The 20,745-nt window shown below is 69.2% G+C and carries 13 protein-coding genes; 9 read left to right on the top strand and 4 right to left on the bottom strand.

Annotation, left to right across the window (positions count from 1 at the left end; translation table 11 throughout):
- Positions 1-859, top strand: an 859-nt coding sequence (locus VFZ09_RS42585; protein ID WP_329733546.1) for a hypothetical protein, incomplete at its 5' end; no start/stop codon positions are given.
- A 64-nt stretch (positions 860-923) separates the two neighbouring features.
- Here VFZ09_RS42585 and VFZ09_RS42590 read toward each other — a convergent pair.
- Positions 924-1,481, bottom strand: a complete 558-nt coding sequence (locus VFZ09_RS42590) for a hypothetical protein (protein ID WP_329733547.1) — start codon at positions 1,479-1,481, stop codon at positions 924-926.
- A 254-nt stretch (positions 1,482-1,735) separates the two neighbouring features.
- Here VFZ09_RS42590 and VFZ09_RS42595 point away from each other — a divergent pair, with 254 nt between their 5' ends.
- Positions 1,736-2,833 (top strand): amidase domain-containing protein, encoded by a 1,098-nt coding sequence (locus tag VFZ09_RS42595; protein ID WP_329733548.1) that lies wholly within the window; start codon positions 1,736-1,738, stop codon positions 2,831-2,833.
- Between the two features lie 118 nt (positions 2,834-2,951).
- Here the strand turns inward: VFZ09_RS42595 and VFZ09_RS42600 are convergent, their stop codons facing one another.
- Positions 2,952-4,601: a peptidoglycan DD-metalloendopeptidase family protein gene (locus VFZ09_RS42600; RefSeq protein ID WP_329733549.1), complete on the bottom strand. Its 1,650-nt coding sequence runs from the start codon at positions 4,599-4,601 to the stop codon at positions 2,952-2,954.
- 364 nt (positions 4,602-4,965) lie between these two features.
- Between VFZ09_RS42600 and VFZ09_RS42605 the strand changes: the two genes are divergently transcribed.
- The 6 genes from VFZ09_RS42605 (at position 4,966) to VFZ09_RS42630 (ending at position 17,790) form a co-directional block, all read left to right on the top strand.
- The gene (locus tag VFZ09_RS42605) at positions 4,966-6,468 is read left to right on the top strand and encodes a hypothetical protein (protein WP_329733550.1); all 1,503 of its coding nucleotides are present in this window, start codon (positions 4,966-4,968) and stop codon (positions 6,466-6,468) included.
- Between the two features lie 38 nt (positions 6,469-6,506).
- On the top strand, positions 6,507-8,879 hold the full coding sequence (locus tag VFZ09_RS42610) for a YncE family protein (RefSeq protein WP_329733551.1): 2,373 nt from the start codon (positions 6,507-6,509) through the stop codon (positions 8,877-8,879).
- A 149-nt stretch (positions 8,880-9,028) separates the two neighbouring features.
- Positions 9,029-9,958 carry an FHA domain-containing protein gene (locus VFZ09_RS42615; RefSeq protein WP_329733552.1) on the top strand — a complete coding sequence of 310 codons (930 nt, stop codon included), beginning with the start codon at positions 9,029-9,031 and terminating at the stop codon, positions 9,956-9,958.
- Positions 9,959-9,982: 24 nt separating this feature from the next.
- Positions 9,983-12,721 (top strand): protein kinase domain-containing protein, encoded by a 2,739-nt coding sequence (locus VFZ09_RS42620; RefSeq protein ID WP_329733553.1) that lies wholly within the window; start codon positions 9,983-9,985, stop codon positions 12,719-12,721.
- A 137-nt stretch (positions 12,722-12,858) separates the two neighbouring features.
- A complete protein-coding gene (locus tag VFZ09_RS42625) occupies positions 12,859-16,236 on the top strand; it encodes a PA14 domain-containing protein (protein WP_329733554.1) in 3,378 nt (1,125 codons plus the stop codon).
- 96 nt (positions 16,237-16,332) lie between these two features.
- Positions 16,333-17,790: a DUF4114 domain-containing protein gene (locus VFZ09_RS42630; protein ID WP_329733555.1), complete on the top strand. Its 1,458-nt coding sequence runs from the start codon at positions 16,333-16,335 to the stop codon at positions 17,788-17,790.
- A 144-nt stretch (positions 17,791-17,934) separates the two neighbouring features.
- Here the strand turns inward: VFZ09_RS42630 and VFZ09_RS42635 are convergent, their stop codons facing one another.
- A complete protein-coding gene (locus tag VFZ09_RS42635; RefSeq protein WP_329733556.1) occupies positions 17,935-19,080 on the bottom strand; it encodes a hypothetical protein in 1,146 nt (381 codons plus the stop codon).
- Positions 19,081-19,187: 107 nt separating this feature from the next.
- Entirely contained in the window at positions 19,188-20,003 is an 816-nt protein-coding gene (locus VFZ09_RS42640; RefSeq protein WP_329733557.1) for a hypothetical protein, read from the bottom strand.
- 218 nt (positions 20,004-20,221) lie between these two features.
- On the opposite strand from VFZ09_RS42640, the gene VFZ09_RS42645 reads away from it, so the two are divergent.
- A complete protein-coding gene (locus VFZ09_RS42645; RefSeq protein WP_329733558.1) occupies positions 20,222-20,743 on the top strand; it encodes an MBL fold metallo-hydrolase in 522 nt (173 codons plus the stop codon).
- Positions 20,744-20,745 lie beyond the last annotated feature (2 nt).

The raw sequence follows: 20,745 nt of genomic DNA on the forward strand, positions 1-20,745 counted from the left end.
CGCGGAGAACGATCCCACGTACGGCGTCAACGTGAACATGGCCGACGCGTGGATCAACGCGGGCTGGAACATCGGCATCTTCTACTGGAACCAGTTCGCGGACGAGCCCGAGGTCAAGAACGCGGAGACGAAGATCTGGACGGGCGCGGGTCCGCAGGGCATGCGCTGGCGCCAGTGTGACGGCACCTACACCACGGTGGGCTCGCCCACGGTGAGCGCCGCCCAGCTGTTCTACAACGCCATCACCGCCAACATGGCCAATTTCAGCGGCCCGCACCTGCGCCTCGCCGGCCACTCGCTGGGCGCGCAGATGGCGCACCGCACCGGCGACATGCTGAGCGACAACGTGGCGGCCGGACGCATCAACGCGCGCCTGCAGCCCACCCGCGTGGCGCTGATGGATCCCTTCTGGTCCAACAATGGCAAGGACTACCTGGGCGGCCGCTGGACGGGAGAGGTGGCGCGCGAGCACATCGGCGACATGATCGCCCGGGGCGTCATCTTCGAGCGCTACAAGTCCTCCAACATCAATGACTTCTTCATCGGGGACTCGAACATCCCGCTGACGGGCATGATTGGCCAGACGGAGCTCATCCCCCAGTGGATTCCCAACACGAACCAGTCGGCGCGCCATGTGGCGGCCCCCAACATGTACTTCCGCTCGTTCGCCTACACCGCGCCGCCCGAGTGCTTTGACCTCTCCACGGGTGGCTACAGCTGCACGGGCACCGCCGCCTCGGCCAAGACGACCGACGTGCGGACGCGGGAGATGATGAACTCCGCCTACACCTGGTACCAGTGGGCCGGCATGAGCACGGAGGTGCCGAGCGACAACATGTTCTGGCGCCAGGCGCGCTGAAGCCGCCCCGGAGACACGCCGTCTCCGGGACGGGGCCGGAGGGGCGCGCGCCCCTCCGGTCCACTCACCCGCAGCGGCCGTCGATCTTCCAGCCCTGGCTGTCCGTGGTGCGCCGGTTGAGCAGCTCCAGCAGCACGTACCAGCGCTCCGAGGTGGCGTGGGTGACCGTCACATCCGGCTCCATCGGCTGCAGCGTCAGGTTGGAGAGCAGGGCGATGGTGGTGTCCACGTAGGACCTGCCGCCATTGACGGTGACGTTCGTGTAGGTGGCGCCGGAGTCGGTGGAGCGGAAGAGCTTGGCGCGCACGGTGCGGTTGTACTGCACGTTGCTGGGTCCGTAGGAGATGCGGACGCCGCCACAGGAGATCTCGAAGAAGTTGAAGAAGCTCGACTTCTGCTGCCAGGAGCTATACGTGAGCGTCCCCGAGCTGATGGGATGGTAATACACCTGGGCCGACACGGTGCGCTCGCCCGGCGTGACGTCCACGGCCGACGTCTCGGGTGCGTCCGCGATGCCGCCCTCCTCCAGCACGGGCTCACCGCCACAGGCGGTGACGAAAGACATCAGCAGGGCGGCGGAAAGCCAGCCCCTCGGCGAAGCGAAGCGCGAACGGGTGTTCATGAGGTGTCCTGAGTGAGGTGTGAGACCTTGCCGGGCAAGGCGCGCCACAGATGCAATTGAATTTCATTATTGTCAAGCATTCCTCGATGCGGGCCGGAAGCGTCACATTCGTGAAAACCAGTCACATCGGGTTGCACGCCGGTGGTACCTCGTTAGGGATTGCGGGCCCATTTTCAGGGCATTTCCTGGAAACAGGTTGAATCACGGCCGCGCCATGAATTGGCGCCCTCACGGGACGCATAGGAGAAACGACGATGAAGACGTTCAGCACACTGGGTTGCACCGCGGCGCTCACCGCCCTGCTGGCGGGCTGCGGCGGCGAGCCCGACGCCGGGCAGGCCCAGGCCGGAGATGCGAATACCGGCACCCTCCACCTGGATCTCCAGGGCAGGTTCGAGGGGGCGCTTGCCCTCGAGCTGAGCGCCTGTGGGGACGCCGAGGGCGCGCAGGAGGTGCGCATCGATTTGACGGGGAAGGACTCCGTGCGGCTTCCCGCGGCGCACTACTGCACGCCGTCCATCATCCGGAAGGATGGGGAGCGCTCCACCTTCTCCAACCAGACGATGACGGTGGTGGCTGGCAAGTCCATCACCCTGCACGTCAATGACGAGTACATCCACGCGGTGAACGACACCGAGGAGGACGTGCCCTCGCCGCTGCTGCAGGGCGTGGTGGGCAGCGACGTGGTGTACGACGGGGGCCGGGCCGCCTGGTACGCGCGCACCTACGTCAACACGCCCTACGGCACCACGGTGGGCACCAACCGCTTCCCCAACTACTCCAGCAGCACCGGCGGCACCGGCGGCGGCAACTGCACCAACTTCATCAGCCAGTCCATGCTGGCCGGCTTCCTGGGCCGCCTCTACGCCCGCAACTCGGACATCGACTTCACCTGGAACAACAAGGCCGCTTTCTGGGATGAGTGGGGCCTCAACCCGGACATGTGGTACTTCAAGTACGACGGCGTGCCCTACGCGGCCCGCACCACGACGTGGGCCGGCGTGACGGATCTCATGACCTACGCGCAGAACGCCATCGCCAGCTCCACCTCGGCGGGCATCGAGTTCACCCGCCTGCCCAATGGCACCCGCGAGTTCACCTGGAGCGACGCCATCGTCAACGAGGTGAACTTCCAGCTGGGAGACCTGGTGGTCGCCAACCTCTACGGCGACGGCTACAACCACTTCATGATGGTGACGCGCATCGACACCGCCGCGCTGGGAGACAACAAGGTGCTGCTGACGTACCAGACGGTCAACACCTTCGAGAAGTCGCTGGAGACGGTGCAGATCGAGTTCAAGGAGGCTGTCCGCTTCCGCGTGTACCGGCCGAACATCTTCAACGTGCCCTGACGCGGGCGTTCCGGCGGGGCGGGTCCGCGGTGCCGGGGCCCGCCCTGTCCGGCGGCGCCACCTTCGAGCACCCGCGGGCGGGCACACTCACGCCCGCGGGAGCGACAGCCGCCTGGACTCAGTGGCAGGTGGCGGTCGGAGAGCCACCGTTCTGGTTCGTCCAGAAGCTCTCGGTGCCGCTGCAGCTGCCGGCGAACGGATCGTCGTACGGGTAGCCGTAGCGCTGCACCTCGAAGTGCAGGTGGTAGCCGGAGGAGTTGCCGGAGCTGCCGGACCTGCCGACGTAGGTGCCGCAGGAGACGGCCTGGTTGAGGGCCACCGCCACGGTGCCGTTCGTCATGTGGGCGTAGACGCTGAACCAGCTGGAGCCGTGGCTGACCTTGACGTAGTTGCCGAAGCCGCCGCCGCAGGTGCTGCCCACGAAGCCCACGGTGGCGCAGCCGTCGTTGCGCGCGGACACCGTGCCGCTGTCACCCGAGTAGATGTTGCTGCCCGCGGAGGCGAGGATGTCCGTGCCGCGGTGGCCGTTGTACGTGTACGTGCCGCAGCGCCAGTCCTTCAGGCCGCCGGCCGAGTCGTTGTCGTAGTAGGCGCTGAAGCCGGGCCAGTAGGTGAGCGGCCAGCGGAAGCGCGCCGAGGTGCCGTGCATGGCGCTGACGCCGTCGCCGCACGCCACCGTCTGCGGCCCCTCGTTGGCATCCGGGGCGAGCCCGGTGGCCGCGGCGGACACCATCAGGCCGAGGCTGCCGCCCGTGGTGGCCAGCTCCCTCACCTGCCCACCCGTGGCGCTGGCCTCGACGAAGGTGACCTGGCCCGCCGCCTGCCGCGCGAACACCACGTCCCCGTCCGCCTCCCACCGGGGCGAGTGGCCCTGGCCGAGGCTGACCACCCGCCGCAGCTCCCGGGCGCCGTCGAGCTCGAGCACCAGCACCTCGCCCTCCGGCGTGTAGTGGGTGCCGTACAGCAGCTTGCCGCCGTCGGCCGACCAGGACACCTCGGTGTTGGACGAGGGGTTGCGCACGAAGGAAGCATCCACCGTGCCGCGGCCGATGTTCGTCACCTGCGCCAGCTTGCCGCCGTCCACGTCCACCCGCCACATCGAGGTCAGCCCGGTGCGCCCGCCCGAGAGGAACAGCAGGCTCTTGCCGTCCGGCGTCCACATCGGCTCGGCATCGTCGTGGCCCTGGGTGAGCGCCTTGTCCTCGCCGCTCCTCAGGTCCAGCACGTGCAGCTCATACGCCCCGGGCATGCTGCCCGGCTCCCAGGAGGCGGGCAGCCGCGCGTAGGCCAGGCGGGTGCCGTCCGGAGAGAGGGCCGGCGAGGTGGCCCGGCCCACCAGCAGCTCGCTCTTGCCGCCCTTGAGGAGGAACACCTCCATGTCCGTGGTGGAGTAGAGGACCGCCTGGTGCTCCGGGCTCCACATGGCCCTCAGCACCTTCTGGCCATCCACCAGCTTCCGCGCGCCGCTCCCATCCGCTCCCACCGACCAGAGGTTGAAGCCCACCAGCTCATCGGTGCCCTCCTTCACCTGCCGCTCGGCCCCGAAGAGCACCCGGTCCCCCGCCACGCCGAAGCTCACCTGGACGTCCAGCTCCAGATCGATGACGGGCGACTTCCCGCCGTCCCTCATCAGGACGATGTTTCCATCCACCACGTAGGGTTGGCCATCGATCGCTCCGCCTCCGCTCTCACCACAGCCGGCGAGCAGCAGGGACGAGGCCAGACACATCGCCAGGGTCTTTCCCAGCGTGAAACGTCCGTTCGACATGGGGGGACTCCTTCCTTCATTGGGGGGGGAACCGCTCTTCTCTTGTTGGGACACCCATGACTTCAGTAGCCGCGTCCCAACAGCAACGGAGTTTCACAATCTTGCGAGAAAACCGCAAGACCCGGACATACGAAATTAAGAGAATTCGATAAAAAATACGGACCATCTGGTTTTCTTTGGGGGGGCGGTCCGCTCTGTCTCGGGCCTGGCGCCGCGCGTGAAGCCTCTCCACCCTGGCATTCCTGGAAATACGCCCAAGATTATCAATCATTGAAAAAACAGCTATTCTGCAATATCTTGCTCACGCTGTTTCCCCCCCGGGAGGTTCGCTTCCCGCACCGCTTCCCGCACCAAGGAATCTCCGATGAAACGACATCTGGTCCGCGCCCCCCTCTTCGCCCTGCTGGGCGGGCTGCTGCTGGCCGCCTGTGGCGGCGCCCCCGAGACCGCGCCGGACGGGCGCGAGGAGCCCCTGGGCACCCAGGAAGCGGCGCTGTGTTCCGGCACGAGCGTCAGCACCCTCAGCCTGCAGGGAATCAGCAACTACGAGGGCGAGATGGCCGGCAGCGGCAACTGGGCGGTCTCCGGCGGCGCCAACGCGGTGCGCCTGGAGTACTACCTGGATGGTGCCCTCTACAGCGGCGAGGAGCGCACCGGCGCTTCCGGCGGCTGGTACTTCAGCCAGTCGGGGGTCTCCTGCGTCCCGCACACCTTCGTGGTGAAGGCCTGGCCGATGGTGATCGACAGCTCCGGCAACCGCACCACCTGCTACGCCAACGTCAGGTCTCTCACCCAGAGCGTCACCTCATATTGCACCACCATCAACGCGGTCTCCGCGGGCGCGTTCCACACGGCGGTCCTGAAGAGTGACGGCACCGTCTGGAGCGTGGGCTACAACTACTCCGGCCAGCTCGGAAACGGGACCAGCACCCACAGCACCACGCCCGTGTCGGCGGGCCTCGGCAACATCCTCTCGCTCGACACGGGCTACCACCACACGGTGGCCTTGAGGAATGACGGCACCGTCTGGGCCTGGGGCGACAACGGCAGCGGCCAGCTCGGGGATGGGACCACCTTCAAACGCACCTCGCCGGTGCAGGTGGGCATCGGCAATGTCGCCCGGATCACCACGGGTGGCTGGCACACGCTGGCGCGCAAACATGACGGCACCGTCTGGGCCTGGGGCAGCAACTACTACGGCGAGCTGGGGGATGGGACGATGACCAGCCGCACCACGCCCGTGCAGGTGCCGGGCCTCACCAACGTCATCGCCCTCGCCGCCGACTACTCCCACAGCGTGGCGCTCAAGGCGGACGGCACCGTCTGGACGTGGGGAGACAACACCAACGGCCAGCTCGGGGATGGGACCACCCTGCGGCGCCTGACGCCGGTGCAGGTACCGGGCCTCAGCGGCGTCGTCGCCGTGGCCGCCGGCCGCCTGCACACGCTGGCGCGCAAGGACGATGGCACCGTCTGGGCCTGGGGAAACAATGGCAGCGGCCAGCTCGGGGATGGGACGACCACCCAGCGCCTGACTCCCGTGAGGGTGCCGGGCCTCAGCAACGTCGGCTACATCTCCGCCAGCTACTACCACTCCGTGGCGCTCAAGAGTGACGGCACCGTCTGGTCCTGGGGCGGCAACTTCCGCGGCCAGCTCGGGGATGGAACCACCCTGGACCGCTCCTCGCCCGTCCAGGCCGTGGGCCTCGGCGGCGTCATCGCCATCGAGGCGGGCTCCTCCTACACGATGGCGCTGAAGCAGGACCGCAGCGTCTGGGGCTGGGGTGACAACGTCTTCGGCCAGCTCGGAGACGGGATGACCACTCAACGCGAGACGCCGGTGCGGGCGGTGAAATTCAGCCCGTGAGCCGTGATTCAAGTTCAAACCTCCAGGAAGGAAGTCACATGAGACGAGGAGCGAAAGCGGTATTTCTGTCGGCGGCGTTGATGGTGCTGGGGGCGGAGCGGGCCCAGGCGCAGACGGCGTACGAGCACTTCGAGAGCCCGCAGGTGCACCCGGCGCGGCTGACGCCGGACGGGACGAAGCTGCTGGTGGCCAACACGGCCGACTCGCGGCTGTCCGTCTTCAACGTGTCCAACCCGCGCTCACCGGCGCTGATGGCGGAAATCCCGGTGGGGCTGGAGCCGGTGTCCGTCAACGCCCGCACCAATGACGAGGTGTGGGTGGTCAACTACGTCTCCGACAGCATCAGCATCGTCTCGCTGTCCCAGGGGCTGGTGGTGGACACCCTGCGGGTGGGGGACGAGCCGGCGGACGTGGTGTTCGCGGGCTCGCCCCAGCGGGCCTTCGTCACGGTGGCCCGGCGCAACGAGGTGAAGGTGTATGATGCGGCGACGCGCGCGCTGGTGGGCACCATCCCCTTGCAGGGCGAGCACCCGCGGGCGCTGGCGGTGAACGCGGCGGGAGACCGGGTGTACGCGGCGTTCGCGCTGTCGGGCAACCGCACCACCATCATCCCCGAGGAGGTGGCTCCGCCGCCTCCCGCGCCCACCAACCCCCTGCTGCCGGCCCCCCCGCAGGTGGGGCTGATCGTGGACGCCACGAATCCCACCTGGAGCACCACCGTCCGCTACACCCTGCCGGACAACGACGTGGTGGAGATCAACGCCAACACGCAGTCGGTGGTGCGCTACGTGCCGCGGGTGGGCACGGTGAACCTGGGGCTGGCGGTGCAGCCGAGCACGGGCAACCTGTACGTGGCCAACACGGATGCGCGCAACCTGGTGCGCTTCGAGCCCAACCTGCGCGACAACTTCGTGTCCAACCGCATCAGCCGCGTGGTGCTGGGCAGCACGCCCACGGTGACGCCGGTGGAGCTCAACCCGAGCCCCTCGCGGAGCACGGCGCTGGCGCAGCCCACGGACCTCGCCTTCGAGAGCTCGGGCTCGCACCTGTGGGTGGCGTCCTTCGGGACGGATCGGGTGGCGCGGGTGGACGCGGGCACGGGTGGGGTGGTGGCGCGGGTGGCCATTGGCCCCAACACCAGCTCACGCACCAAGCGGGGCCCGCGCGGGCTGGCGCTGCATGCCAGCTCCAACACGCTGTATGTGGTCAACCGCATCTCCAACACGCTCTCGGTGGTGGACACGGCCAACGCCGCCGCGGTGGCGGAGCTGAACGTGGGCGGCGTGGATCCCACCCCGGCCGCCATCCGCGTGGGGCGCGGCTTCCTGTATGACGCCATGCTGTCGGGCCGCGGCACCAGCTCGTGTGCCTCGTGCCACGTGGACGCGGAGCTGGATCTGCTGGCGTGGGACCTGGGCAACCCGGGCGGCAGCATGCAGACGGTGCAGAACAGCGGGCAGAACTTCAGCATGCACCCGATGAAGGGCCCCATGACGACGCAGACGCTCAAGGGGCTGCGCAACACCGAGCCGCTGCACTGGCGCGGGGACAAGGCCACCTTCAACGACTTCAACGGCGCCTTCGACTCGCTGCTGGGCGGCGCGGTGCTGCCCGCGGCGGACATGCAGGCCTTCACCGACTTCATCCTCACCGTGCGGATGTCCCCCAACCCCCACCGCAACCTGGATGACACGCTGCCGGCCAGCTTCGCCGGGGCGGATCCGCGCGCGGGCGAGAGCTTCTTCCTCAACACGCCCTTCCGCGGCACCCTCACCTGCAACCAGTGCCACTCCATCACCAACGGGGGCACCAACCAGGTCATCTTCCCGGGCACGGTGCTGGGCACCACGCAGCCCTTCAAGACGGCGCAGCTGCGCAACATGTACCACAAGAACAGCTTCCGCAAGACGGTGGGCGGCCAGAGCGTGGGCGGCTACGGCTTCTCGCACGACGGCGCGGATGCCACCCTCGACGAGTTCCTCTCCCACCCGGTGTTCGGCACGCTCACCACCAACCCCACGGCCCGGGCCAACCTCAACGCCTTCCTGCTCAACTTCCCCACGGGCATGGCCCCGGCGGTGGGCTACTCGCGCACGGTGAGCGCGGCCAACGCCACCAGCGCGGCGGTGACCACGGACGTGGCGCTGCTCGAGTCGCAGGCCCAGGCGGGGAAGATCGATCTGATCGTCAAGGGCAAGCTCAACGGGGTGGCGCGCGGCCTGTTCTACAACAGGCTCAGCCGGGTGTATGAGCAGGACGCGGCGGGCGCGCCCACGCTGAGCTGGACGCAACTGCAGTCCTTGGCGGCCTCGGGCCAATCGCAGTTCACGCTCATGGGCGTGCCGCCGGGTACGGGCAAGCGCATGGGCATCGACCGCGACGCGGACGGGGTGCTGGACGCGGACGAGTAGCGATACGCGGGATGACGTGGCGGACCCAACGGGCCCGGGCCGCCACGTCAGCGCCGCGTCAGTGCCGCGTCAGCGCCGCGTCAGCGCCGCGTCAGACAGTCCGCGGCCGCGCGCGATCGCCCTGGCGGTCCCTTATAGTCCCCGGCCCCATGGCTCTGATCGAACACCTCGCGAGTCACCGCCGGCATCTGCTCGAGCCGCGCTGCCTCGTTGGCCGCTCGCGCACGAGCAGCTTGCGGCTCACCGACAGCCGCGTGTCCGGCGAGCACGCCAGCCTCTACTGGGACGGTGACTCCTGGCTCGTGCGCGACCTGGGCAGCCGCAACGGCACCTTCCTCGAGAACCAGCACCTCCAGCCCGGCCTGCCCCTGCCGCTCAAGCCCGCGGCGCTGTTGGCCTTTGGCAACCAGGAGGACCCCTGGCGCCTGGTGGAGGACACGCCCCCCGTGGCGTCCGCCTCCCAGCCAGACACGAACGTGCGCCAGCTCGCGGAGGACGGCCTGTTGCTCCTGCCCGGCGCGGAGCAGCCCGAGCTGCGCGTGTATGTCGGCGCCGAGCACGGCTGGGTGGCCGAGTCCGCCCGGGGCCTCACCCCCGTGGAGGACGGGCAGCTCGTGGAAGCCGGTGGCCTGCGCTGGCGCCTGCACCTGCCCCTCGTCCTCGAGCGCACCGCGGATCTCCACCCGCCCCCGCTCCTGCTCCGCCACGCCTTCGTCCGCTTCACCGTCAGCCGCGATGAGGAGCACGTGGAGCTCACCCTCTCCTGCAATGGCGCCGACCACTCCCTGTCCGCACGCGCCCACAACTACGCCCTCCTCCTGCTCGCCCGGCTCCGCGTGGACGAGGCCAGCCGCCTGCCCCCGCAGGAGGCCGGGTGGATCTACCCGAGGGCCCTCCAGGCCATGCTCGCCGTGGATCGCCTCCTGCTCAACACCCAGCTGTCCCGCGCCCGCCGGCTCATCGCCTCGCTCGGCTTCCAGGATGCCGCCCGGCTCATCGAGCGCCGCTGCAGCACCGGCCAGCTCCGCTTCGGCCTGCCTCCGGAACGGCTCTCCTTCCGCTCGGCGGGCGGCACCTGACCCCTCCCTCGTCAGGAGAGCTCCATGTCCGGCCCGGATGAAGACAACAGGGAGGAGGAGGGACTCCTGGGGGAGGCGACGGGCGGGCTGGAGACAGGCCCCACGGAGCAGGGAGCCGGTGGAGGGGCCACGGGGCGTGGGGAGCTGGAGCCAAGACACCGGCTGGGGCGCTACGAGCTGCGGGGGCTGGTGGGGGCGGGCGGAATGGGGCTGGTATACGCGGCGTGGGATCCGCACCTGGGACGCAAGGTGGCGCTGAAGGTGCTGCGCCCCGGCCTCGGCGAGCAGCGGCGCCTGCTGCGCGAGGCGCGGGCCCTCGCCCGCCTGTCCCATCCGCGCATCATCACCGTGTACGACGCGGGCGTGGTGGGCGAGGAGTTCTTCATCGCCATGGAGTTGGTGGAGGGGGAGACGCTGGCGGCATGGCTGAAGCGGGGGCGGCGCTCCTGGCACGAGGTGGTGGAGGTGTACGCGCGGGCCGGAGAGGGCCTGGCCGCGGCGCACGCGGTGGGGGTGGTGCACTGCGACTTCAAGCCGGACAACGTGCTGCTCGGCGGGGACGGGCGGGTGCGGGTGCTGGACTTCGGCATCGCCCTGCTGGGGGAGGAGCCGGGGGTGGGCAGCGCGCCCCCGGGCCCGGCTCCGGGCACGTGGGCCTACATGGCGCCCGAGCAGCACGAGCCCGGGCGGGAGGTGGACGCCCGGAGCGATCAGTACAGCTTCTGCGTGGCGCTGTACGAGGGGCTCTACGGCCAGCGCCCCTTCGAGCGCACGGGCGAGGTGGAGCGGCTGGCCATGCTCAAGCGGGCGGAGGCGTGGTTGCCGCCGCCACTGGAGACGGAGGTGCCCGCGCAGGTGCACCGGGTGGTGGTGCGCGGGCTGCGCGCGGCGCCCGGGGAGCGCTGGCCCTCCATGCAGGCCCTGCTGGCCGAGCTGCGGCGGCACACGCGCCGCCCCCGGCGCCGCTGGCTGCTCGCGGGCGCGCTGGTGGCCACGCACCTGGGAGGCTTCGCCGCCGCCTGGAGCCTGCGCGAGCACACCTCCCCGGCCCCCTGCGAGGACGGGGCGCACCGGCTCGCCGGCATCTGGGACGAGCCCTCCAGGGACCGCACCCGCTCGGCCATCCTCACCCACGGCGGCCCCCACGCCCAGGCCACCTGGGCCCGCGTGGAGCAGGTGCTCGAGGGCTATACCACGCGCTGGGTGGCCTCCTACGCGGAGGCCTGCGCCGCCACCCACGTGCGCCAGGTGCAGTCCTCCCGGTTGTTGGATCACCGCATGGCGTGCCTGGAGGGGCGGCTGCGGAGCGTGGCCGCGTTGGTGGAGCTGCTCCAGCAGGGCGACAGGGCCCTGGTGCGCGCGGCCCCCGAGGCCCTGCGGGAGCTGCCGGAGCTGGAGACGTGCGCCGACGTGGAGGCGCTCCTCGACGCGCAGCCGCTGCCGGACGCGCCCGGGCCGCGCCGCCAGGTGAGTGCGCTGCGGCACGAGCTGGCCCGGGCCCAGGTGCTGCTCGACGCCGGGCGCTACGGCCAGGCCCTGCGGCAGGCCAGCGCCCAGGCCGGGCACGTGCTCGCCCTGGGCTACCTGCCCCTGCGGGCCGAGCTCGAGCTGCTGCGCGGCCGGGCCTGCCTCTCGCTGCTGCGGCTCGAGCCGGCCCGCCAGCACCTGGGCCAGGCCGTGTGGGCCGCCGAGGCCAGCCACCATGACGGCGTGGCGGCCTACGCGCTGAGCCTGATGTATCAGGTGGACACCGAGCGCGAGGAGCTGCGCGAGCGCGCGGAGGCGGCCATCCTCCGCTCGGGGCGCGAGGAGCTGCGCGCCCTGCTGGCCACGGCGGAGGGCGGCAGGGCCTTCGACCGCGGTGAGCATGCCCAGGCGCTGACCCACTTCCAGCGGGCGCTCGCGCTGTACGAGCGGCACAGGGGGCGCGAGCGCCTGTCCGGCACCACGCTGCTCAACAACCTGGCCGCCACGCACAAGATGATGGGCCAGTACGCGCTGGCGCGGCAGGTGCTCTCGCGTGCACTGGACCTGGGCGAGCGGCAGCTCGGGGCCGAGCACCCGAAGGTCTTGTTGCTGCGCCTCAACGAGGCCCATGTGCTGGTGGAGCTGGGGCAGTACGCCCGGGCGCTGGCGCAGGCGGAGGCCAGCCTGGTGCCGTTGCGCGCGGAGCTGGGAGCCCGTCACACCCATGTCCGCCTCGGGGAGCTCGTCCGGGCCCACGCGCTGTTCTGGCTCGGACGCCACGAGGAGGCCCAGGCGTCGCTGACGGAGCTGCTGGCCCTGGAGGAGGGGCCGCGCGAGCGCGCCGCTCCGCCCTACCTGGAGGGGGTGAACCTGCTGGGCAGGCTGCGGGTGGCCCAGGGCCAGCCCCGGCGCGCGCGCGAGCTGCTGCACCAGACGCTCGAGGAGCTGCGCCGCCAGGGGCTCCCACCGGCCGCGCCACTCGAGGCCAACCTCCTCACCACCCAGGGCCTCGCCTGGCTCCACCTGGGCCGCCCCGAGCGCGCGCGGCGTGTGCTCGACCAGGCCCTCCAGCTCCAGCAGCGCGCCCTGCCCGCCTCCCACCCGGACCTGGCCACCACCCTCCACCTCCTGGGCCAGCTCCACGCGCGCCAGGGCCGCTGCGCCGCCGCGCTCCCCGTCTGGGAGCGGGCCCGCCTCATCCGCCACCACGCCCTCGGCCCCCGCCACCCCTTGCTCCTCTCCCTCCTCTCGGACATGGCGCGCTGCGGCGGGCGCTCCCCCTCCGCTCCTCCCTAGCTTCCCGTCCCCCGCTGTCATCGGCTGTCATCGCCGCACTCCGGACTTCTCTGTTAGCCCACCGGAAATCGCGCGAAAGCGTGAGTCCAAGGGAGACGAGAAGACGCATGAAAACGAACTGGAGCAGGTGGTCCGCCATGGCCTCGCTCGCAATGGGCCTGACGCTGTGGGGCTGCGACCCCGCGGACATGGAGCAGGGGGCTGGGGAAGGGGCCGTGGAAGAGGCGGGCGAGGTGGGGCGGGTCCAGGCGGCCCTCACCGCCCAGGAGTTGGATGAGTATGCCCAGCGCGGCCTGGACTTCATCGTGCCAGACACGGTGGCGTGGACGCAGAGCAACGGCTGCGGCGCCTGCCACCGCGTGGGAGCGCCCCTCTATGCCGGCTCGCTGGGTGCCTACACGGGCTACTCGGTGAACACCAGCACGGTCAACGGCACGGGCTACCTGGCCAACTTCCTGGCCAATGAGCAGCTGCCGGCCGGCTACTGGACGCACGGCGCGGGCTCCCACACCTTCATCAAGTCCGCCTACAACGCGTTTGGCCTCGCGGGCTACACGCAGTTCGACAGCACCGTGCACCAGACGAAGGTGGAGAAGGTCATCGACTGGGCCATTGGCGCCACCGCCGGCACCCGGTTCAACAACCCGATGGACGGCAAGCCGCTCCAGGGTGTCAGCAGCGTGTACGTGCCGCAGGATCACGGCTCGGACCCCGTCACCTATGGCTGGCAGATGCCCACCGCCTACTTCGCGCTGGCGACCCGGGCGCTGCTGGACTCGGCCCCCGGCCTGCCCCCGCTGCAGCGGGACAACTACAAGACCTTCCTGCGCGGCCTGGCGGACTCGGTGGTGGGCCAGTACGTGCGCTCCAACGGCGGCTGGCGGTCGGCGGAGGTGGCGTTCGCCGCCATTGGCGCCATCCAGGACGGCCGCACCCCCAACACCGACGTCAGCGTGGCCTCCATGCGGGATGACCTGCTCAACCGCTACAGCGGCGGCGGCTGGGGTGACACCACCAACGGCAGCCCCAACATCTACTCCACCGGCGTGGCGCTCTACTCGCTGTGCCTGATGGACGTGCGCTCGGACCAGAACGCCACGGTGTTCAACGCCCTCAACTGGCTGGCCAGCCAGCAGTGCACCAGCGCCAACAACTCCTGTGCCACGGGCAACGCCAGCCTCAACGGGAGCTGGAAGATGACGCGTCCCAACGGCACCACGCTCGGCGGCGACGTGCCCAGCACCTTCGCCACGCTGGCCATGGCCTGCTACGGCTCGCTCAACATGCGGGTGACGTTGGATCCGCCCTCGGTGACGCTGGCCCCGCTGATCTCCTCGCCGCAGACCACCAGCTTCAACGTCACGGTGACGAACACCGGCTACACCCTCAACACCTATACGCTGGTGCCCAGCGGCAGCTGGCCGGGCATGGTCATCAGCCACAACAACCCCTCGCTCACCCTCGCCCCGGGCAGCTCCGCCACGGACGTCGTCACCGTCACCCTGCCCGCCAACCTTCCCGAGAGCCTCATCATCCCCGTGTCCGTCAAGGTGTCCTACCTGACCAAGAGCGGCATGGTGGACAAGGCGGTGACCTTCAACGTCTTCATCCCGCCGCAGCCGGATGCCAATGGGTTGAGCACCACCACCAGCATCCTCTCGCCGGTCAACGGCTCCGTCTTCGCGCCCGGCACCTCCGTCAACCTGGCGGCCAAGGTGAAGCTGGACTCCACGGGCAACTTCCTCAACGTGGGCTCGGTGACCTTCTACTCGGGAGGCGCCGTCATCGCCACGGTGCAGGCGGATGCCAACGGCACGTTCGCCTACAACTGGCCGGTGCCCGCCAGCGCGCCGCTCGGCCCGCAGACCTTCACCGCCACCTACAACGGCTACGCGAAGAAGGATCCCAACACCAACCAGTTCCTCATCAACTACAAGGGCTCCAAGGCGGACGGCACCTTCTCCATCGGCTACTCGCAGGGCGCCTCGTGCTCCACCAGCGCGCAGTGTCTGAGCGGCTTCTGCGTGGACGGGGTGTGCTGCGACAGCGCGTGCGGTGGCGGTGACGCCGCGGACTGCCAGGCCTGCAGCCGGCTCGCGGGCGCGACGGCGGACGGCACCTGCGGCGCCGCAGTGGCCGGCACGGTGTGCCGCAGCGCCAAGGGCGTCTGCGACTTCGAGGAGGTGTGCAACGGCTCCAGCACCACCTGCGGCACGGACGTGGTCCGCCCCTCCGGCACCTCGTGCGGCCTGAACTCCGCGGCCTGCAACACCGTGGGCGATTGCACGGTGCCTCCCAAGGGGCTCAACGGCCGCTACTACAACAACACCACCTTCACCGAGCCCTTCGCGCTCAACCGCATCGATCCCTCCGGCGTCCTCACCACGCCCTTCAGCTTCAACTGGGGCACCGGCTCGCCTGGCGTCTCCGTCAACGCGGACAACTTCTCCGTGCGGTGGACGGGCGACGTCTCCACCCCGAGCGGCATCAACTACACCGGCCGCTACGAGTTCACCCTCGCGAGCGATGACGGGGTGCGCCTGTACGTCAATGGCAAGCGCATCATCGACAACTGGAACGTGCCCGTCAGCATGATTTCCAAGGGCTCCATCTACCTGGAGCAGGGCAAGCGCTACAGCATCATGCTCGAGTACTTCGAGGGGACCGGCAGCGCCCAGGTGCAGCTGCAGTGGACGCGGCCCGACGGGTGGACGGAGACGCTCACCCGCGGAATGCTCACCCCGGCCATCAACAGCCCGGTGGCGGTGCGCATCAAGAGCCCGATGGATCGCACCTCGTACCTGGCCCCCGCCAGCGTCCTGGTGGACGTGGAGGCGCTGGGCCTGTACGCCTCCCTCGACGGCATCCAGCTGTTCCAGGACGGCGTGAGCCTGGGCACCAAGACGGCGCCTCCCTACCGCTGGCCGGTGAGCCTCGCCTCCGCCGGGGTGTACACCTTCAGCGCCCGGACCACGGCCACCGTCACCACCACGGCCGGCACGGTGGCGCTCACGCAGACGTCCAAGCCGGTGGCCGTCCGCGTCCTGCCCTCGCCCGCCGGCACCGGCGTGGGCCAGGGCCTGCTGGCGGACTACTTCAACGGCACCAACTTCAACACCTTCGAGTTCACCCGCTCCGAGTACACGCTCTTCCTGGACGGGGCCATCAACAACCCGCTCCCGCAGGACATCCTCGACCCGAACGCCTTCAGCGTCCGGTGGACGGGCACCGTCATCCCCGCCTACGCGCAGGCCTACACCTTCTCCGTGCAGGCCAACCACCCGGCCCGGGTGTGGGTGAAGAACACGCTCGTCATCGACACCCAGGCCAACCCGGGGCAGACGGCCTCCGCGCCGGTGGGCCTGAGCGCCGGTGAGCGGGTGCCCGTCAAGGTCGAGTACGTGAAGAACTCGAGCACGGCGACGCTGATGAAGCTCTTCTGGGAGAGCCAGAGCGAGCCCAAGAGCCTGGTCCCCGGCACGCGCGCCTACCCGGCCACCGTGTCCTCCCAGTAGCACCCCCCCTCTCTCCGGGGCGGAGGCCCGCAGTGCTCCGCCCCGGAGTTTCCTTCTCCCCCCTTCTGGCAACCTCGAGCAGACAGGAAGACATCCATGCACAAGAGCCTCAAGAACCGTCTCATGGCAGGCACGCTGGCGGTGGCCGGCCTCCAGGGCCTGGGTTGTGGCGGCGCCCTGGGCGACCCCCCCCGCACCTCCCCGGAGCTCAGCCAGGTGCAGCAGGCCCTGGCTCCCACCGGCGTGACCGCCGCCCCCAATGACACCTACAGCCAGCAGCTCAAGGACGACATCGCCGCCGCGCTCAAGGAGAGTCAGTCCGTGCCGCTGAAGCACCCCGAGCTGCTGCCTCCCAACCTGGTGCCGGATCTCCAGGTGGCCCAGGATTTGTGCAAGGTGTGGGTGTCCTTCTACTCCGAGGGCGCCGGCTACAAGAACACCCTGGGCTACTTCACCTACCCGAACGGGCAGCCTCCCCTCAGCGTCCCGCTGAGCACCCGCCAGTCCAACGTCATCTTCGCGAACGCCTCGGCCCAGGGCAGCGGCGGCACGCTCGTGCAGGGCAACCGCTACCTGCTCGGCTCCGGCACCAACACCACCTTCTCCGCGGGCAGCCGCATCGGCTTCTACCTGGTGGCCGATGGCTGGAATGGCACCGCCGTGGACTTCTCCAGGCCCACCTACTACACGGTGGATGCGCTCAACCCCGAGTCCACCGCGGCCAAGCGGCGCCACGCCCTCATCGTCCGCCACGCGGACTCCCAGCGTCTCGTCATGGGCTACGAGGACCTCAACCGCGGCGGCAGCTCGGATGACGACTTCAACGACGTGGTCTTCGTCATCAACTGGGAGCCCGCGGGCTGTCTCATCATCCAGAACCCGGACATCGACCCGGATGCGAGCTGCCAGGCGGTGAAGACGCGCAACCCCGCGGCCAGCAGCGGCTACTACTTCCTGGACCCGTGCGGCACCCAGGGCGCGCAGAAGAACACCTTCTACTGCGACATGGACAAGACGGGCGCCAACGGCATCAAGGGCGGCTGGACGGTGCCGGGCTGGCAGCACGCCTCGGCCACCACCAACCTGGGCGTGAGCAACTGGGGCACCCCCTCGGACACCGGGAGCTGGTCGCGCAGACTCCAGTGCCTGCCCTTCAACGAGACCATGGTCTTCAACAAGACCTCGGGGGAGTACTTCACCGAGACGCTGAATGGCTCGCAGTTCCAGGTGACGAGCACCCCCTACGCGCTGGGCGAGCCGGGCCGCTCCTTCAACCAGGGCTCCTACGGCCCCTCGAACTCCAACATCACCCAGGCCTGCGTGGGCTACAACTATGACGGCTCCCTGTTCGCCGAGTGGGCCTGTGTGACGGATTGGACCGTGGGCGGCACCGCCCGCGGCCACATCGCCGACTACGCCATTGAATACAACTGCAATCCCTCTCCGGCGTACGAGGACCCCAACTACGACTGGAACCGCCCCTGGGCCTGGGCCAACAACACCACCTGCACGCACGTGGGTGAGGACTACCTGTGGGGCATCGGCGTGCGCTGAGCCGCGCACCGCCCGAGCGTCTCCAGCGCCCGGTGAGCCCCGCGCTCGCCGGGCGCTCGTTTCTTCAGCGTGCTCACGCCGGGCGGGGGCCGCGAGGCCCTGCCCCGCGCCCCCCCTGGAAGCCCTGGCCGGACGCGGCGGCTCTCAGTTCTTGACGAACCGCACCGCGTCGAAGCCGATCATCCGGTAGGAGCTGGCCGCCTCCCCCGTGTTGTCTCCCAGCTCCACGTACTCCGTGCCGTTGGCCGCGAAGGTATAGGTCCCCAGGGTCACCCACTGGTCGTAATAGTTGTTCTGGTTGACCGTGGCGTAGTCGTTGATGCCGTTGTGGTAGATGCGGTACCTGGCCTGCTGCGTCGTCCCGTAGTTGCTGGGGATGTACACGGACACCGTGTAGCTGCCCGAGCCGCTCAGCGCCGGCGTCCAGCGCGCGGAGTTGCTCAGCGTCGTCCCATTCACATACGTCCACCACATGTGGCCGTTGTAGCCGATGGCCGCCTCCTTCCAGTAGGACGACGGGCCCTGCAGGGTGAAGCCGCTGCTCCTGTCATCGACGATGACGGTGGTGGGGGTGGTGCCGCCGTACCAGTAGCTCGACCCGAAGGTGTTCAACAGGTAGCTGGTGGAGTCCTTGTACTTCTGCTTGATCGTCTCATGGCTGCAGGAGGTCGAGCCCGGGGCGCAGCCGTTGTAGCACCACGCCATCGCCGCCATGAACGTCTCGTAGTTGGCCGTGCCGGGGGTCGCCGAGTTGATCCACGCGATGACCTCGGCGTCGCTGTTGAAGTTGGGCGTGTTGGGGCAGTAGCGGACCTTGTAGATGATGAAGTTGCTGCCCTTGTCGATGTTGCCGGCGACATTGAGGATGCCGTTGCCGTGCTGGGCCAGCGTCTGGGAGTAGGTGCCGGAGTCGAGCTGATACATGCCCAGGCCGCCCTGCTGCAGGGAGCACGCCCCGTCGCCCGAGCCCGCGATGACCGGCCCCCCACAGTCGGACGAGTACGGGCCCTGACAGGCCCACGTCGCCTCGGACCAGCAATGCGCCAGCCCCGTCTCCTGGTACGACACCCCCGCGTACACGAGCGGGTTGGTGATGCCCTTGGGCGCCGTGTTCGCCTTGATGGCGTCAGCGCGGGCGCGCTGCTGCGTCACCGTCAGCTCGGCCTCAACCTGCCCCAGCTCCCTCGGGCCGTCCTTCAGGCCGAAGTCCTTCTCCTCCTCGAGGGGGCCGCAGGCCGCCAGCGCCATGGCCGACAACAGCGTCATGAGGTGTTTGTGTTTCGTTTGCATGCACGTGGCTCCTGGAATTGCACGGCGGCGATCATCGCCGGAGGGCAGGAGCCATCATACCTCGAATTCTCGATTTACGAGATAAGAAGACTAAGGCGCCACCAGGGCTACCAGCCGAAGCCGGGGTCGTAATAGAAATACGTACCGGCCTGGCAGGTGAAGCCGTAGCTGCCGACGGAGTAGGACTCCGCTCCGGCGCTGTCGCGCACCTTGAAGGAGATGTTCAGCGTCTCGGAGGGAATATAGACGTAGGTGGGAGGGCAGTAATACGAGCGGCTCCAATCCCCGCTGCTCCAGGTGCTCAGGTAGTAATCGCTCTGGGTGGACGAGGCCTCGAGCTGCCAGAACGGGGTGTAGGGGCTGCCGGTGCCCCCACTGCCGCTCCCCTCGCAGACGACGTAGTCACCCGAGCGCGAGCAGGAGAGCGAGGCGCCGGGGCAGGACTGGGTGAAGCTCCTGGAGGCCGACCTGGGGCCGGACGTCTGGCATTGGATGCGGTTGCCGGCGCTGTCGATCACCATGGGATAGGCCCTCACCTCGAAGGTGTGCGAGCCACAGCTCAACGCGGTGTGGTCGTAGCTGAAGTTCCAATCCCCCGAGCCGGTGCAGGAGCTCAGGCCTCCCGAGGCGTTGCAGCGCTCTTCCGAGCTCATCTTCACGCCGTCGATGTAGTAGTCCAGATGGATGGCGTTGGCGGGGTAGGACACCGCCCAGCTTCCACTGCCGGCCACCTCGTTGCCGTAGGAGCTGACGCCCAGGATGGTGAGGGTGGACACGCTCGTGCCGGCGCACTGCGCCAACTCCCGGGTGCCCACGGGCTCCTCGGAGGCCACCTGCTCGCTCCCGGGAGCGCCGCCACAGGCGGCCAGCATCACTCCAGACAGCAGGGCACGAAGGGGAGAACGAATCAGCGCAGGTCTCATGGTTGTATTCCTCGGGTATGGGATGTGGGCCCGCGGCAGATGATACAAAATCGAGCCATGGCCGCGAAGGTGGCAATACCGAATTCTCAAGGAATACCAGCTTTCATCCGTTCCCGCGGCCCCTCGCTCGTGGGGAAACCCCGCTTCACAGGAGTTCCCCCCATGAAGATCCGCCACCTGCGCAATGCCACCACCCTGCTGACACTGGGAGAGCACCGTTGCCACCCGGCACGCACTCGTGGCTGGAGGAGGTGACGGGCGTGCTCGTCACCCACGAGCACCCGGATCACCTGGACACGGCGGGCATCCGGTGGATTCAGGAGCGCGGGCTGCCCGTGTGGGCGAGCCGCGTGGACGCGCCGAACCTCAGGAGGAAGGGACTCACCGTGCACGAGCTCGACGACGGCGCGCTGGGGATGGCGGTGGAGCGCATCCCAGCCCGGCACGGCCGCGGGTTGCTCTCCTGGCTGATGGGGCCCGTCTCGGGCTACGACCTGGCGCACCCGGACGAGCCGAGCGTGTACCTCACCTCGGACGCGGTGCTCACGGAGGAGCGCCTGGAGGCCGTGGAGCGCCTGCGGCCCGACGTCATCATCGCCCCGGCGGGCGCGGCGAACATGGGGCTGGGCGGCGACATCCTCTTCTCCGTCGACGAGCTCGTGACGCTCGTCAGGCGGGCGCCCGGTGAGGGGCCGGCCGGGGAGGCGGTGAGGATTGCCAGGACGGAGTGCTTGCTGTGAAG

This window comes from Archangium sp., from assembly GCF_036277355.1.
Classification (GTDB): Bacteria; Myxococcota; Myxococcia; order Myxococcales; family Myxococcaceae; genus Archangium.